Genomic DNA, 14,939 nt, shown 5'->3' on the forward strand with positions numbered 1-14,939 from the left:
CAAAATATGGTGCAAATTGTGATTTTTTATGGTATAATAATTCCCTTGGAATACAGATACTACAGGGGATTTATATGAGAAAAATTACTGTCAAATTTAACAAATTACAAGATATCGAAAATCTTAAAAAAATCATGAAAAATGTTTACGCGAGTAATAGCGATCATTTACCAGATATTGCTAAATTTCATTTGGGCGGAAAGATTTTTACACCGAGTCAGGTGGATAAAGCAGAGTTGCACATAATAACTGCCAACGGCACTGAAATTATAACCTCACCTTACGCATGGCATTTAAAAGTCATATAGAAAATAGCTTGGCGTCATTGCGAGAAGCTACTTTAGTAGCATTGAAGCAATCTAATGAATGTGGACAACCACTACGTGATCTCGCAATGACGTTTGTAAATTGAGCGATGCTAAATTAAATCAGTACAAATCACATTTTTCAACTACCTCGCCAAGTAAATTTTTGGTAAATGCTTCATTTACCAGGTCATAATTGTAAAAATCCTGCTCCTCTGCTTTGGTGGCAAAATCTTGCCCTTGAGCAGCGGCGTTAAGCATAATGTTAGCAATTTTCTTGTAAGCCGCAGCCTTAACAGCGTTATCATGACTTAGGCTGAATACATGCTGGTAACATGTTTTGGCTTGCTCAAATAAACCTATAGACTCAAAATACTCAGCCTGTTTTAACATTATATCGGGATTCTCTTGATCTTGTTTTAGCCATTTTTTAAAACAGACTTTTATCTTAAATGCATTATTCACTACTTTGTAGCAGTCAATTGCCTTAGCATATTCACCTTTGTTAAAAAATAGTTGCCCTAGTTCTTCATATATTTTTGGTAGGTGGCTATTGGCATCTATAGCTTTTGCATAGTAAGCAAATGCAGTTTCATTGGCACTGTCATGCTCAGCAATACTAGCTAAGCAACTATAGGCTATAGCCTTAAGATTCTTACAGGCAGGAGAGTCTTGATAATTTTCTAGATATTTTATAGCTTTATGATAATATTCTGGGTTAGATTGCTCCTCATCAATCTTCAAACTACTAACTTGGTACTCAAGATTTTCTGTTACCTTAGCGTGGCAAGCTGTTATTAACTCTGCAATCTTTGCATGATCAGGTAATTTAGTTCCACAGACATTAGCGAAGAATTTCACATATTCATATTGCTGCTGTAAGCAATAACCGTAATCTTGTATCCGATTCTGAAGCTGAGAATTATCAGACTCAGCATATTCAGCAAAAAGCTCCACTGCTATCTGCAAGATCATTAAGGCATCTGGTATGTTATCTATTTGATTATAGTTAAGCACTTTTTGTAATCTTGATAATAATTCCAATTCTGGAAAATATTCACCTTCGCTATGTTGCTTTAGTTCATTGTAATTAATTGATGACGGAACCAAATTTTTGACAATCGCATAATTTTCGGAAAATGCATTGAGTGGATTAACATTTAAGCAGTGAGTTGCATCAGCAATAGCTTTAACTATCACCTCTAATAGTTGATTAAAATTATTACTCGCAGTATTTAACAGATGCGATGAACACTCCATAGCTTTCTTTGAAATAGCTATGTCGACCATATCACTATTAGCGTCAGAATATGTGGATGATTTGTCTATTTCCGCAAGTAAGTCAGGTACAGTTAACTCACCTTCTTCAGTTGGTTTATAGAATAGATGTATTGATTTGAGCTTACTAATCAGGTCTTTGTGGTCATTTGTTGTCCCTTGGTTATCTTTTAATATTTTTTCTATAGATTTTTGGATATGCTGTGTATCCTTGCCTTTTGGTACCTGGGTAACTACTAAAGATATGCTACCCTCTATAGAGCCAATATCATTAAAACTTTTCATAAAATTAGACAAAGTTTCAAGGAAATCATTGCCTCTTTTACTCCTTAAATCTGATTCAACTATTACCAACACAAATTTTAATTGATCTGTAGTCTCAAAAAGCCTTTTAATATAGAAGCTGTTAGCAATTTCCTGGACAGGTTCGGTATCATTAAAGCCAGGGCAATCCCAAATGATTAGGTCTTTAACAAAACATTTATTAGGAATCTTAGTCTCGGAAGCCAGTTTATGACCAATGACAATATCAGTAAGAGGCTGCATCGCCTCAATAACCAGTTCGGCAGTTTCATCATCCCTAATAGCTTGCAGTTTTCTGCCACTAAGCAAGTGAGCTAGTGTACTCTTGCCAGCCCCAGTATTACCAAGTAGCAATATCCCTTGCTTGCCATGTTCCTGCAGGCGGTCGTTACCTTCTCGGATTAGCTCTGATACTTCCTTGATAACAGCCTGATCATCATCGTTAAACTGATTATCCTCACCTACTACCTCAAATAATTTTACAGCCGGTATATTGGGGATATATTCTTTTACTTTTGCTTCCTCTATAGCTTTTAATTCAGCTGCTTCTTTTATTGCCTTAGCTTCCTCTTGCTCTCTAAGCTTTGCTTCCTCTATAGCTTTTAATCTAGCCGCTTCTTTGGCTGCCTCAGCTTCCTCTTGCTCTCTAATCTTTGCCTCCTTCGCAAGTCTCTCAGCCTCTTTTTGCCTTGCCTGTTCGGCTATTTGTTTTGCTAGAGCCTCTTTTTTGGCTTCTGCAGGAAAGTCTTTATTAATCTGTAGGGCTGCTTTTATCTCATTTGCTACAATATCTCCTATATTGTTAAAATTAGCGTAAAAACTAACAATAGATTTATTGATCTTTAAAGCGTCTGCTAGATACCTCACTCCCACAGGTCCTATCGGGTTACTACAATCAATGCGAAAATCAGTAATAGCTTTATTAACCTTTAAGGCTTCTGCTATATCCTGTGCTCCAGCATCTCCTATCTGCTTACCATGAAGGTCAAGAGTAGTAATAGAGTTACTTGTTATTTGGTCTATAATATATTGTTCTAAGGGCATTGTTTTTCTCTCTTTTATTTATAGTTAACTAGATTAGTATGACGTCGTTGCTAGGGGCTGCTTAGCGGTGACAAAGCCAATCCAGAAAAATGATTAGAAATGGATTGCCACGACCACTACGTGGTCTAGCAATGGCGTTCTTTAGACTCACACGAGTTCTATTCTATGGTATAATAAAGTAATCTTTACTATTAAAGTCTAATATGCTTTGTATAATATTAATATATTTTAACATGTAAAGTGATTTTTAAAGAAATTTGTGGAATATCAAATTTAGTGGTAATTATACAATTAAAAACACGAGGTAAAAATATCACGAAATATGATGCAAATTGTGATTTTTTATGGTATAATAATTCCCTTGAAATGCAGATACTACAGGGGATTTATATGAGAAAAATTACTGTCAAATTTAATAAGTTACAAGATATCGAAAATCTTAAAAAAATCATGAGAAATGTTTACGCGAGTAATAGCGATCATTTACCAGATATTGCTATAGTCAATTGATGAGAAGTTGGGGACGTTGTCGCTCGTCGCTCCTAGCCCCAATTTTTCCTAAATTGACTATAAATTTCATTTGGGCGGAAAGATTTTTATACCGAGCCAGGTGGATAAAGCAGAGTTGCACATAATAAGAGTGATGACAACCTAAGTAGCCTTAGCCTTGAGAGTAGTAAAGATTTAAGCCAAAGCCTAACCTCACTAGCTAGTTTGCGCTCTACAATTTTTTATTTATTTCCTTATGATGAGTAAAAAAGCTTATTGCTAAGCGTCATTGCGAGGAGCTACTTTAGTAGCGACGAAGCAATCCATGAGAATTAGTATAGATACATCAAGACTATATGGATTGCTTCGTAGGCTTACGCCTCCTCGCAATGACGTTTTTATGCTATTTAATACTTATAGAATAAAAATTGTAGGGTGCTATGGTTTGCACCTATCAGATATTGCGGCAGAAGATAAAACAGTAATTTAGAACAAAGCCTATTTTTGTTCACAGACCCTAGACACTAGACTACCCAATAGATATAATTCTATGAAATTAGAAACTATTATGATATTTTACAAGATATGTATTTTCAAGATTATTATTAACCAATATTAATGAGCTGATGTGCTAAGTAATACTAAAAACATTGAGTTGAATGAGCAATTTGTCAAATCTCTTAATTTCATGGAATCAAATACTAAGAATGTTTTTATTACTGGTAAAGCAGGAACAGGAAAATCTACGTTATTAACTTACTTTAGAAAAAATACTCAAAAGAAAGTTGCAGTATTAGCTCCTACAGGTACGGCTGCAGTTAATATTAAAGGTCAAACTATTCATTCATTTTTTGGTTTTAAACCAGATGTAACTCTGGAATCAATTAAGACAAGAAGGAAAGATTTAGGTAATAAAAAAGAAGACATTTACAGAACTCTAGATGCAATAATTATCGATGAGATTTCGATGGTTAGAGCTGATCTACTTGATTGTATTGATAAATTTCTCCGCCTGAATGGCAAAAAAATAGACAAACCTTTCGGCGGCTTGCAAATAATATTTATCGGTGATCTTTATCAATTACCACCAGTAGTACCAAGTAAAGAAAAACTAATATTTAAGTCCTACTATTCTACCCCTTATTTTTTCAGTGCACATTGCTTTGAAGGGTTAGAAATGGAGTTTATCGAGCTTGGTAAGATTTACCGGCAAAGTGATCTAAAATTTATTCAATTATTAAATGCAATCCGTAATAATTCTATTATTGATACTGATATAGAAATAATTAATGAATGCTATAATGAAGATTTTGAACCTGATATAGATGATTTTTATATTTATTTAACCACCACCAATGCTAATGCTGAACTTATCAACTCACAAAGACTGAGTGTTATTAAAGGCAAAGAATTTACCTTTACAGGTAGAGTAGAAGGTAATTTTGCTAAAGAACAGTTACCTACTCTCATTGATCTAAAACTAAAGCTTGGTTCTCAAGTAATGATGCTTAACAATGATATTAACGGACGCTTTATTAATGGCACTATCGGTAAAATAATGAACATAGATAGAGATTATGAAATTCCTAAACTTATAATTTTACTTGAAACAGGCAAAAAAGTTAGCGTCACGCCGTATAGTTGGGAGTCATATAACTTTTATCTAGAAGGTACCGAATTAAAATCTAACATCACTGGCACTTTTACCCAATATCCTGTGATGTTAGCATGGGCAATTACCATACATAAAAGTCAGGGGAAGACTTTTGACAAAGTTATTTTAGATATCGGAAAAGGTACATTTGCTCATGGGCAAATGTATGTTGCTCTTAGTAGATGCACTAGTTTAGAAGGTTTAGTACTAAAAAAGAAAATTTCCAAAAAACATATCTGGATGGATTTTAACGTAGTAAAATTTGTCACTAATTATCAATACAAAAAGTCTGCAATTTTATGTCCTACAGAAGACAAGATTAAAATAATCCAAGAAGCTATAAAAAATAAATCCACTATTAATGTTACTTACTTAAAAGCTAACGATGAAAAGTCAAATAGGTTAATTCAACCTACTACCATTGGTAAAATGCAGTATTTAGGAAAAACCTATATTGGGGTTAAAGCATTCTGCTTAAAACGTCAAGAATATAGGGTGTTTAAAGTAGAACGGATGTTAGACATCAGCCATTGTCTCAAAAATTAGTAGAGTCAATCATTTATTTTAAACGCTCTACAATTTGCTTTAAATCACAGCAATTATCTTTTATATATATTATCTAATAATAAAAGTACGTTTTTGTTGAATAAGTTTATGGCAAACTTCAAGTAACTTCGCATACAAGCAACTATCGCAACTTTCTTCGGTTTAAAACTGTTAACAAGCCTATCATATAAATTGATTCATTTGAGTTATTACTCTGCTCACTTCTAAAACATTTGACTCATATAATTAAAAATAGTAACCCTTCTTTATTTAATAATTTAAAACCAAGTTTTTTATAATACTTCCTGAGTTTATTTCTTGCTATTTCTTTATCTTGTTCAAGCTTGTTAAGTCTCATTTCCTCGTCCCATTCATTGTTTGGTTTCTTTGAGTCTTGATATGCTAATTGCAATGGCATATAATCAACTATTACTAAATCATTTGCCTTTCCTATTGTATAGAGAGTGTTAGATATCAATGCTTCACCAAATTTCCTACCTCTATATTCAGCTAACACTTCAACAAGGTTAATTAAAACAATATTAGGCGGTCCGGGTAAATCATCCGTATCAATTATACTTTTCAATTTTTTACGATATTTATCTTTAACATCACAATTATTATAAAATAAACATAATAACTTCGCTACATTATCATCTATCATATCAAGTATATCTAAAGGAAGGAGAGCATCTTCATTGTCTTCGTCATAATCCCAGTAACAAGAGTGAAGAGAAAAACGATAACCATCTAATTTACCAATTACTTTTTCATAGCCCTCACTATCATCATCATCATAGATTAAATATAACGCCTGACATTCAAACTTCTCCACATATCCTCTAAGTTCAGACATGTCTAGTGGAGGTACGGAAATAGTAAATTCAAACCTAATATTTTCATCACAAATATTTATGTTGTCTATGTCCATAAAATTAAATTTTATTTTTTGTATTGTTAGTAACTATCCTTCCCTATGTTCTATTTTTAAGCAACCATTAGTAATTTTACTAAAATGGATAACAAAAAAAATACCATTACCAGTTGAACTGTTAAATTTATATTTTGCATATAAGTTCTATCCTAGTCAATATAATAATAAAGTTTTTACAAATTAATCTTTGGTTGATATTTTTTGTATTATTGAGTAGAGTCATACTTGAGTTATTATATTACATCTACAAGGACAATTGTATTCGCTTGTTAATTTTAATCCTTTCAAAATTTGAAAAATGTAATAAGATATTGATGGGTTTGAAGAATAAGCTTAATTCTCTATCAGATAAACGTAAGCCATACAGAACGATATGAACTTAAAATACTATAATTAATTATGGCAAGAAACAATTACTATATAAGCAAAATTGATAAATTGATAGGACAAAAAATCTATTCTCTGAACCCCTTGTAATATATCTATCATGCAATATCTGGGCTAATACCATTTCCCTATTATATAACTTATTATAACTGTACTTCTCTCCTAATATGGGATAAGTGCTGTTAACTTGATATGTAAATTACTATTCCCGATTTTGAATATAATTTAATTATTCTCTTTCTTTGTATCTTGACTACTATTAATGATAGTTGATTGTTGTTGTCTCGCCAGTTTGTTCTTTTCTTCTATGTAATTAAGAAAAAAATGAGTAAATATTAAAAACCCTATTAACATCGGAATAAAAACAAATATAATAGCATTGCGTTTTCTAATAGATTCTTCACGATCTAAACGATCCTCTTGCTCCTCGTATGTTTCCCCTAATTCATTACGCCATACATCATCTTGAACTGAATTATCTTGCTCTGAGCTGTTTTCTAGCATTTTATACCTTTTATCAAATATTATTTACAACGGCTTAGCGATTAAACTATAAAAAATTATATATTAATTTAAATTGAATTCATTGTAAATGATTATTGGGTTGCTGATTAGTTGTAAAACTTTGATATATCAATAATTTAGCTATAGAGAGAATATTATTACACTAATCACCTCTGAAAGAAATATAAAGAGATATTACTATGTTTTTTTAATAAAAAATTAGTTGACTATTTAATGCAGGTTATATTTAATTAAAATTGTAACTATTACTAACAAAATTTAAACTTATAAAAAATATTCGTGAGGAAAAAATACCACAACTGTCGAAAGTTAGAGAAAGAAGCGGTTTTAGAGTCCATCATGGCAGTTTAAAAGTTGCAAAAAATAACCGGCGTCATGCGAGGAGGCATGAAGCTAGGGCGAAGCAATCTTGTTTTGTGTCATAATATAGCGTATGCAGGTATCCAGATTCCCTCCTACGCAGGTATGACAGGGTAAAAACGTCATTGCAAGGAGGCGTGTAGCCGATGAAGCAATCCAATAAGCGTGGATTGCCACGATCACTACGTGGTCTCGTAATGACGTACGGGTAGAAATTATTCTTCTTATACCACTTAGTGCAGCGATAAAATGTTATATACTAAATATATTAACGCAAAATACAGAAATTAATCACTGGAGAAATATGAGTTATCAGAAGTCAACAACAAAACCAGGTCAATTATGAGTGAAGTTGTTCAAGAGAATACCAGGATTATCCATACTAGTTTAACTAGAGAACAAAAAGAAGCTGTTGGACTGCTTTCAATTGGTACATTTCTAGAATATTTTGACTTAATGTTATATGTCCATATGGCTGTACTTCTTAATGAGTTGTTTTTTCCTAAAACTGATCCATCTACTGCTGCTATTTATTCTGCTACTGCTTTTTGTTCTACATTTTTTTTTAGACCGTTTGGAGCTTTAATATTCGGTTGGTTAGGCGATAATATAGGTCGTAAATCCACAGTTATCATCACAACTTTTATGATGTCTCTTTCTTGTATTATTATGGCTATCATTCCTACTTATGCAGAAAAGGGAATAATTGCTACTGTATTAGTTACTTTTTGTCGTGTTATTCAAGGAATGGCATCTATGGGAGAAGCAATAGGAGCTGAGCTTTATTTAACTGAAGCTACTTCTCCCCCTATCCAATATCCAGCAGTAGCGTCAGTCTCAGTTTTTATTGCTTTAGGTATGATGACAGCGGTAGGTTTTGCTTCTTTGATAACTTCTAATGGTATAAATTGGCGATACGCTTTTTTTATAGGGGCAATAGTTGCGGTGATTGGTATAGCAGCAAGAACAACTTTGCGAGAAACACCAGAATTTGCTGATGCCAAACGTCGAATAAAATTGGCACTGGAAAAAACTAGTCAAAATCCTGCTATAATAGAAAGTAGCATTATTTGGAAAGAAAAAGCAAATAAAAAAACTGCTATTTCTCTATTTTTAATACAGTGTTCATGGCCTGCATGTTTTTATTTTGCTTATTTCTATTGTGGTAGTATTCTTACAAATACTTTTGGTTACAGCTCTACACAAGTTATAAAACACAATTTTATTCTTTCAATAGTACAATTAATAAGTGTTTTATGGTTAATGTATTTAAGTTATCACATACACCCGTTAAAGATTGTTAAAACAAAATTAGTAATATTTTCCTTATTAACCTTAATTTGTCCGTATTTATTAAATAATATTGGTAATACTCATAATTTGTTAATATTTCAATCAATTTTTATTATACTCATATCTTGTAGCGTTCCAGCAGTACCAATATTTTTTAAACATTTTCCAGTTTTCAAACGTTTTACTTATACCAGTGTTTCTTACTCTCTATCACGTGCTTTTATATATGTTGTTACTTCCTTTGGGTTTGTTTATATAACAAAGTGTTTTGGACATTGGGGGGTACTTATTATTTTATTGCCAATAAATATAGGATTTGCCTTTGGATTACATCATTTTGAAAAATTAGAGAAGGAAGTATAGGATCATTTCCCATTGGAAAATCAGGAAGTTCTAGTGGTGAACCATCTTTTGTATCTGCACAAAGCTTAATCATTTCTTTTTCTATGTTTCCTATTCCAAGGTGTGCTGCAAGTGTCAAAAAACATTCCATAGTTTCTTTTCTTATCTTATTAATCTTTTCAGGAGATTTGGCACCAATAGTTTGCATGTTATGAAGTCTGTCAAATAACTTAATAAATAATACATCTTTTTTCTTTTGTTGAAATAGTAACTCTATTATCTCTGCTGCACTGATCTTTCCATAGGATTTAACCCTGGTTAAATCTTTCACTTGACTAGCAATTTGCTTACCAAAAACTCTACCAATCATGTTTTCGGTAAGAGTTGTGTCTTCAATAGTATCATGCAGTAAACTAGTAATGATCATGTCAGTTCTGTAGTATTTTGGTATCTTTAGTACGGCATATTCGGCAACCATGTACGCCACCTCTATCGGATGGGAGTAATATGGATCGCCGGATTGTCGCATTTGGCTACCATGATACTTTTTGGCGTAATAGATACCTTTTGTAATCTCATTAATATTTACAGGTATAGTTACTTGCTGGTTTAGCTCAGATAATTTACTTAGTAACCTATCAGCATATTTACAATTTTCGTATTTTACTTGCCAATCATTAATATCTTCCATTTAAATACCACTACATTACTTTAATAATAAAGTATATATTAACTAAAACAAAAATTCTTGTAACAGTTTATTATATATTGGTTTAAAAAAATAGTAATTTTTATACTTTGTTCTATTTAAGTTACAACCCCATCTTTTGTTTTTTCAAGTTGCTATAAAACTTTAATGCCATGTTACGATCGTGATATTGTTACAACTAGAAATTTGTTATTTTAATTTTCTACATTATGTTTTCCTTGCTATCAATTAACCAAACCATTAAGTATGTATAACACTAAATTATAAGTAAAGGCGAATAAATGATAGGGTATCAGCAAGAACAAAAAAGCCTAACTAGAGAACAAAAAGAAGCAGTGGGATTACTCTCAATAGGAACGTTCTTGGAATACTTTGACCTGATGCTCTATGTTCATATGACAGTTCTTCTAAATGAGCTATTTTTTCCCAAATTTGATCCTCATACTACTAAACTTCTTTCAGCCCTTGCCTTTTGCTCTACTTTTGTTTTCCGACCTATTGGTGCAATAATATTTGGTTGGATAGGAGACAATATAGGTCGTAAAACAACAATTATAATTACAACTACCATGATGGCTCTATGTTGTATTATCATAGCAATGCTCCCTACTTATGCTCAAATAGGCATTACCTCCTCTGTAGTTATAACTATATGTCGTATCATTCAAGGCATGTCTTCGATGGGGGAAATAATAGGAGCAGAACTCTATATGACTGAGACAACACAACCACCAGTTCAATATCTAGCAGTAGCACTAATTGGTTGTCTATCTGCAACTGGAGGTATGGGAGCCTTAGCTGTAGCTACTCTAGTTACATCTAATCACTTTAATTGGAGATATGCCTTTATTATTGGAGCTTGTATTGCAATCATTGGGACTTTAGCCAGGACGGCTTTAAGGGAATCATCTGACTTTGCTAATGCTAAAAAACAATTAAAACAATTCTTCAAACAAACTAGTGTAAATGAGGAAAAATTAGTTAATAACCCTGTTTACACGCAAAAAATTAATAAAATAACAGCACTTTCTTTATTTTTAATGGATTGCACATGGCCTGTATGCTTTTACTTTCTTTATTTTTATTGCGGTAATATTCTAAAAAATTCTTTTGGTTATAATAGTGAAGAAGTCATATTTCATAATTTTACGGTTTCTATAGTACATTTTAGTAGTACAGTATTACTAGTTTATTTAAGTTATAAAATTTACCCATTAAAGATTGTTAAGGCAAGGTTAATGGTATTCTGGGGGTTTATTTTAGTCTGTCCTTATTTATTATTTAATATAAAAACTCCGTTAGAATTGTTTTTAATTCAATCATTTTTTATTATATTTCGTACGGATTATTCTCCTGCTACTCCAATTTTCTTTAAATATTTCCCCGTATTTAAGCGTTTTACTTTTATTAGCTTGTCATTTGCTATATCCCGTGCCTTAATGCACGTAATTACTTCTTTTGGCTTTGTTTATTTGATAGATTATTTTGGTCATTGGGGATTGTTAATTATTATGTTACCTACAGCTCTAGGTTTTGCATTTGGGCTATCTCATTATGAAAAATTGGAAAAAGAGGAGGGAAATTATCCTCAAAAATTACTCCCTGCTGCTGTAAAAAAGGTTGTGTAATAGACAGATATTGACAGCATAGTTCAACAATTTTTTTTGTTATTGTAGGTATTCTTAAATGCATAGATAAAGTTACAAAGTTTATCATGGTTTCTTCTATAACATTCTTGGCTTTCTTCGGTGATTTAGCACTTAGAGTTTGTAAGTTGTGAATTCGATCGAAAATTTTAATAAGTGCTACATCATATTTCTTTTGTTGGAATAACATATTCAACGTTTCTGCTGCACTAATCTTGCCATAAGATTTCACCCTAGTCAAATCTTCCACCTGGCTGGCAATTTGCTTACTAAAGACCCTAGCAATCATGTCCTCAGTAAGAGGAGTATCTTCAATAGTATCATGCAGTAAACTGGTAATGATCATATCAGTCCTGAAATATTTTGGCATTAGTGCGGTATATTCAGCAACCATGCACGCCACCTCTATCGGGTGAGAATAATATGGGTCACCAGATTGTCGCATTTGGCTACCATGATATTTTTTGGCATAATAGATACCTTTTTTAACCATATCGATATCTACTGGTATAGCTACCTGCTGGTTTAGCTCAGATAGTTTACTTAGTAACATCTCAGCATATTTACAATTTTCGTATTTTACTTCCCAATCATTAATATCTTCCATATAACTACCTATTACATTATTTTATTTGTTAAAGTATATTAAACTAGAAGTTAAAATACTACCAAATAATTTATTATATACTTCTTAAAATAATAAATATTCTGTTATATTTAAGTTACAACCCCGTCTTTTATTTTCTCAAATTATTATAAAACTTTAATGCTATGCTAAGTTAAAAATGACAAAACATGGTAAGGTGATAATATTAAAAAATAATATTTTTAGCTCTGCAAGATACATCTGAGATTAGCAAGAACACAATTGGTCAGAATTCCTATAAATTGCAATAATCTAAAGGAATATTAATTAACTAGTTATTATTGTAAATTCTTACGCTACCGCAACTTACCAAAAAGTTCTGGTTATTATCAATTTGCATAGGTGATGGTATTCTAAACATAACATTTACCTAATTTTCATCAATTTCTATTTTCTTTATTAAAACTTTTATAATATTACGTTTTGTTTGCCAATTAGCTTCATTTAATTTCCTTATACTATTGCAGAAAATGCTTTTGTACAAGTAATTAAACTCTGTAATTCTACTTGCAACTGACCTTGGTCTGTAAATTGTTTTATTTGTTGTCCTATATGAATAAGATGCAGTTTCATTTTCTTGATCCTAGGCTCAAATTCTGTTTTATCAATAAACCCTTCAGCATAACTATTAATTAGCCTAGCAATATTATTTTGGGGTCTTTTTTCTTCAGCATTCAGATATCAATGCTTCACCAAATTTCCTACCTCTATATTCAGCTAACACTTCAACAAGGTTAATTAAAACAATATTAGGCGGTCCGGGTAAATCATCCGTATCAATTATACTTTTCAATTTTTTACGATATTTATCTTTAACATCACAATTATTATAAAATAAACATAATAACTTCGCTACATTATCATCTATCATATCAAGTATATCTAAAGGAAGGAGAGCATCTTCATTGTCTTCGTCATAATCCCAGTAACAAGAGTGAAGAGAAAAACGATAACCATCTAATTTACCAATTACTTTTTCATAGCCCTCACTATCATCATCATCATAGATTAAATATAACGCCTGACATTCAAACTTCTCCACATATCCTTTAAGTTCAGACATGTCTAGTGGAGGTACGGAAAGAGTAAATTCAAACCTAATATTTTCATCACAAATATTTATGTTGTGTATGTCCATAAAATTAAATTTTATTTTTTGTATTGTTAGTAACTATCCTTCCCTATGTTCTACTTTTAAACAACCATTAGTAATTTTACTAAAATGGATATCAAAGAAAATACCATTACCAGTTGAACTGTTAAATTTATATTTTGCATATAAGTTCTATCCTAGTCAATATAATAATAAAGTTTTTACAAATTAATCTTTGGTTGATATTTTTTGTATTATTGAGTAGTGTCATACTTGAGTTATTATATTACATCTACAAGGACAATTGTATTCGCTTGTTAATTTTAATCCTTCCAAAATTTGAAAAATGTAATAAGATATTGATGGGTTTGAAGAATAAGCTTAATTCTCTATCAGATAAACGTAAGCCATACAGAATGATATGAACTTAAAATACTATAATTAATTATGGCAAGAAACAATGACTATATAAGCAAAATTGATAAATTGATAGGACAAAAAATCTATTCTCTAAGGCTTGCTAAAGGTTTGTCACGTCAGCAACTTGCAAAGACAATAGATGTAACACTTCAACAATTACAAAAATATGAGACTGGTTTCAATAGAATATCAATAGGTAGGTTAATTCTTATTGCTAAGGCATTAGAAAAAAATATTGGTTATTTTTATGAAGGTTTAGAAGATATTAAAAATATTGAGCCTGTCCAAACTCAGCATCAGCGTTTGTGTATAGAGGTGTCGAGGAATTTTATGAAAATCCGTAACCCAGAATATCAACAGGCTGTTAATGCATTGATACATTCGCTGATTAAAGAGTAGCATAGCAAGGGAAAAGCACTGATACAGTTATTGGTATCTAGGAGGCTACACCTACAATAACTAAAGTAATGCTATATTTGGCTCTTTTTGGCTGCAAATAAACATGATTTTCTTGAAATAAGTACACTATTCCTTCAAAAATCATATATTCTCGCCGAAAAATAGCTCAAAATATAATTAATTAGTTATCGTAGACAGCCTCATAGTTATTTCGTCAAAAATTAAAATTTTAACAAAAAAATTGTACAAAATTTGAGAATTTTTGATTTTCTGAGTAAGTTTTTGATATAAAAAAGCTAACTTTTAGGAAACTAAAAATTTCTTAATGTAAAAAACAATTTATATATCAACTATAAGTTGAATTTTGAAATCAACTTTACTCTTATACATTTCCAACTATAATTGTTTTTGTTGTTCTAAATGTTGCTGTTGCCTACATATCTCTGTTAGTCTTTTTTCTATTGTTGTATTTTTCAAATATGGGGCAAGTAGCTTATCATTCATCCTATATTTTAAATAGTCTATCTCATCATAAGTATTATCGTTAATCTTTACCACTGCATGAC

General features: G+C 31.5%; 15 protein-coding genes. 8 read left to right on the top strand and 7 right to left on the bottom strand.

The annotated features are described in order from the left end of the window. Positions 1–74: 74 nt before the first annotated feature. Positions 75–308 carry a hypothetical protein gene (locus ACQH1V_RS07705; protein ID WP_425360365.1) on the top strand — a complete coding sequence of 78 codons (234 nt, stop codon included), beginning with the start codon at positions 75–77 and terminating at the stop codon, positions 306–308. 120 nt (positions 309–428) lie between these two features. On the opposite strand, the gene ACQH1V_RS07710 is transcribed toward ACQH1V_RS07705, so the two are convergent. Next, positions 429–2,930, bottom strand: coding sequence for a hypothetical protein (locus ACQH1V_RS07710; protein ID WP_425360366.1), 2,502 nt, complete (start codon positions 2,928–2,930; stop codon positions 429–431). A gap of 240 nt (positions 2,931–3,170) precedes the next feature. Between ACQH1V_RS07710 and ACQH1V_RS07715 the strand changes: the two genes are divergently transcribed. The 3 genes from ACQH1V_RS07715 to ACQH1V_RS07725 all read left to right on the top strand — a co-directional run bounded on the left by ACQH1V_RS07715 (position 3,171) and on the right by ACQH1V_RS07725 (position 5,619). After that, on the top strand, positions 3,171–3,440 hold the full coding sequence (locus ACQH1V_RS07715) for a hypothetical protein (RefSeq protein ID WP_425360367.1): 270 nt from the start codon (positions 3,171–3,173) through the stop codon (positions 3,438–3,440). A 268-nt stretch (positions 3,441–3,708) separates the two neighbouring features. Further along, positions 3,709–3,909, top strand: coding sequence for a hypothetical protein (locus ACQH1V_RS07720; RefSeq protein ID WP_425360368.1), 201 nt, complete (start codon positions 3,709–3,711; stop codon positions 3,907–3,909). Positions 3,910–4,047: 138 nt separating this feature from the next. Beyond that, on the top strand, positions 4,048–5,619 hold the full coding sequence (locus tag ACQH1V_RS07725) for an AAA family ATPase (RefSeq protein WP_425360369.1): 1,572 nt from the start codon (positions 4,048–4,050) through the stop codon (positions 5,617–5,619). Positions 5,620–5,857: 238 nt separating this feature from the next. On the opposite strand, the gene ACQH1V_RS07730 is transcribed toward ACQH1V_RS07725, so the two are convergent. Both ACQH1V_RS07730 and ACQH1V_RS07735 read right to left on the bottom strand, forming a co-directional pair. Continuing rightward, positions 5,858–6,550 carry a hypothetical protein gene (locus tag ACQH1V_RS07730; protein WP_425360370.1) on the bottom strand — a complete coding sequence of 231 codons (693 nt, stop codon included), beginning with the start codon at positions 6,548–6,550 and terminating at the stop codon, positions 5,858–5,860. Positions 6,551–7,165: 615 nt separating this feature from the next. Then, positions 7,166–7,444 (bottom strand): RC1041 family protein, encoded by a 279-nt coding sequence (locus ACQH1V_RS07735; protein ID WP_425360371.1) that lies wholly within the window; start codon positions 7,442–7,444, stop codon positions 7,166–7,168. A gap of 723 nt (positions 7,445–8,167) precedes the next feature. Here ACQH1V_RS07735 and ACQH1V_RS07740 point away from each other — a divergent pair. Next, a complete protein-coding gene (locus tag ACQH1V_RS07740) occupies positions 8,168–9,481 on the top strand; it encodes an MFS transporter (RefSeq protein WP_425360372.1) in 1,314 nt (437 codons plus the stop codon). Here the strand turns inward: ACQH1V_RS07740 and ACQH1V_RS07745 are convergent. Further along, positions 9,408–10,151 (bottom strand): HD domain-containing protein, encoded by a 744-nt coding sequence (locus ACQH1V_RS07745; protein WP_425360373.1) that lies wholly within the window; start codon positions 10,149–10,151, stop codon positions 9,408–9,410. The genes ACQH1V_RS07740 and ACQH1V_RS07745 overlap by 74 nt on opposite strands. Before the next feature lie 299 nt (positions 10,152–10,450). Here ACQH1V_RS07745 and ACQH1V_RS07750 point away from each other — a divergent pair, with 299 nt between their 5' ends. Continuing rightward, a complete protein-coding gene (locus ACQH1V_RS07750) occupies positions 10,451–11,797 on the top strand; it encodes an MFS transporter (RefSeq protein ID WP_425360374.1) in 1,347 nt (448 codons plus the stop codon). Here the strand turns inward: ACQH1V_RS07750 and ACQH1V_RS07755 are convergent. Together ACQH1V_RS07755 and ACQH1V_RS07760 are read right to left on the bottom strand one after the other, a co-directional pair. Then, positions 11,688–12,422, bottom strand: a complete 735-nt coding sequence (locus ACQH1V_RS07755; protein ID WP_425360375.1) for an HD domain-containing protein — start codon at positions 12,420–12,422, stop codon at positions 11,688–11,690. The genes ACQH1V_RS07750 and ACQH1V_RS07755 overlap by 110 nt on opposite strands. A 706-nt stretch (positions 12,423–13,128) precedes the next feature. Continuing rightward, on the bottom strand, positions 13,129–13,599 hold the full coding sequence (locus tag ACQH1V_RS07760) for a hypothetical protein (RefSeq protein WP_425360376.1): 471 nt from the start codon (positions 13,597–13,599) through the stop codon (positions 13,129–13,131). Here ACQH1V_RS07760 and ACQH1V_RS07765 point away from each other — a divergent pair. Next, positions 13,592–13,786 (top strand): hypothetical protein, encoded by a 195-nt coding sequence (locus ACQH1V_RS07765; RefSeq protein ID WP_425360377.1) that lies wholly within the window; start codon positions 13,592–13,594, stop codon positions 13,784–13,786. The two genes, ACQH1V_RS07760 and ACQH1V_RS07765, sit on opposite strands and share 8 nt — an antisense overlap. A gap of 215 nt (positions 13,787–14,001) precedes the next feature. Then, on the top strand, positions 14,002–14,373 hold the full coding sequence (locus ACQH1V_RS07770; protein WP_425360378.1) for a helix-turn-helix domain-containing protein: 372 nt from the start codon (positions 14,002–14,004) through the stop codon (positions 14,371–14,373). A gap of 396 nt (positions 14,374–14,769) precedes the next feature. Here ACQH1V_RS07770 and ACQH1V_RS07775 read toward each other — a convergent pair whose 3' ends face one another. Next, positions 14,770–14,931, bottom strand: a complete 162-nt coding sequence (locus ACQH1V_RS07775) for a hypothetical protein (RefSeq protein ID WP_425360379.1) — start codon at positions 14,929–14,931, stop codon at positions 14,770–14,772. Positions 14,932–14,939: the final 8 nt, after the last annotated feature.

Origin of the sequence: Candidatus Tisiphia endosymbiont of Ceraclea dissimilis (genome assembly GCF_964030735.1) — a bacterium.
GTDB lineage: Bacteria > Pseudomonadota > Alphaproteobacteria > Rickettsiales > Rickettsiaceae > Tisiphia.

What these genes read in the sequence shown, in the direction of transcription:
- ACQH1V_RS07770 (WP_425360378.1), top strand. Translation starts at nt 14,002, where the DNA reads ATGGCAAGAAACAATGACTATATAAGCAAAATTGATAAATTGATAGGA.
- ACQH1V_RS07735 (WP_425360371.1), bottom strand. Translation starts at nt 7,444, where the DNA reads ATGCTAGAAAACAGCTCAGAGCAAGATAATTCAGTTCAAGATGATGTA.
- ACQH1V_RS07730 (WP_425360370.1), bottom strand. Translation starts at nt 6,550, where the DNA reads ATGGACATAGACAACATAAATATTTGTGATGAAAATATTAGGTTTGAA.
- ACQH1V_RS07745 (WP_425360373.1), bottom strand. Translation starts at nt 10,151, where the DNA reads ATGGAAGATATTAATGATTGGCAAGTAAAATACGAAAATTGTAAATAT.
- ACQH1V_RS07740 (WP_425360372.1), top strand. Translation starts at nt 8,168, where the DNA reads ATGAGTGAAGTTGTTCAAGAGAATACCAGGATTATCCATACTAGTTTA.
- ACQH1V_RS07755 (WP_425360375.1), bottom strand. Translation starts at nt 12,422, where the DNA reads ATGGAAGATATTAATGATTGGGAAGTAAAATACGAAAATTGTAAATAT.
- ACQH1V_RS07765 (WP_425360377.1), top strand. Translation starts at nt 13,592, where the DNA reads ATGTCCATAAAATTAAATTTTATTTTTTGTATTGTTAGTAACTATCCT.
- ACQH1V_RS07760 (WP_425360376.1), bottom strand. Translation starts at nt 13,599, where the DNA reads ATGGACATACACAACATAAATATTTGTGATGAAAATATTAGGTTTGAA.
- ACQH1V_RS07705 (WP_425360365.1), top strand. Translation starts at nt 75, where the DNA reads ATGAGAAAAATTACTGTCAAATTTAACAAATTACAAGATATCGAAAAT.
- ACQH1V_RS07750 (WP_425360374.1), top strand. Translation starts at nt 10,451, where the DNA reads ATGATAGGGTATCAGCAAGAACAAAAAAGCCTAACTAGAGAACAAAAA.
- ACQH1V_RS07710 (WP_425360366.1), bottom strand. Translation starts at nt 2,930, where the DNA reads ATGCCCTTAGAACAATATATTATAGACCAAATAACAAGTAACTCTATT.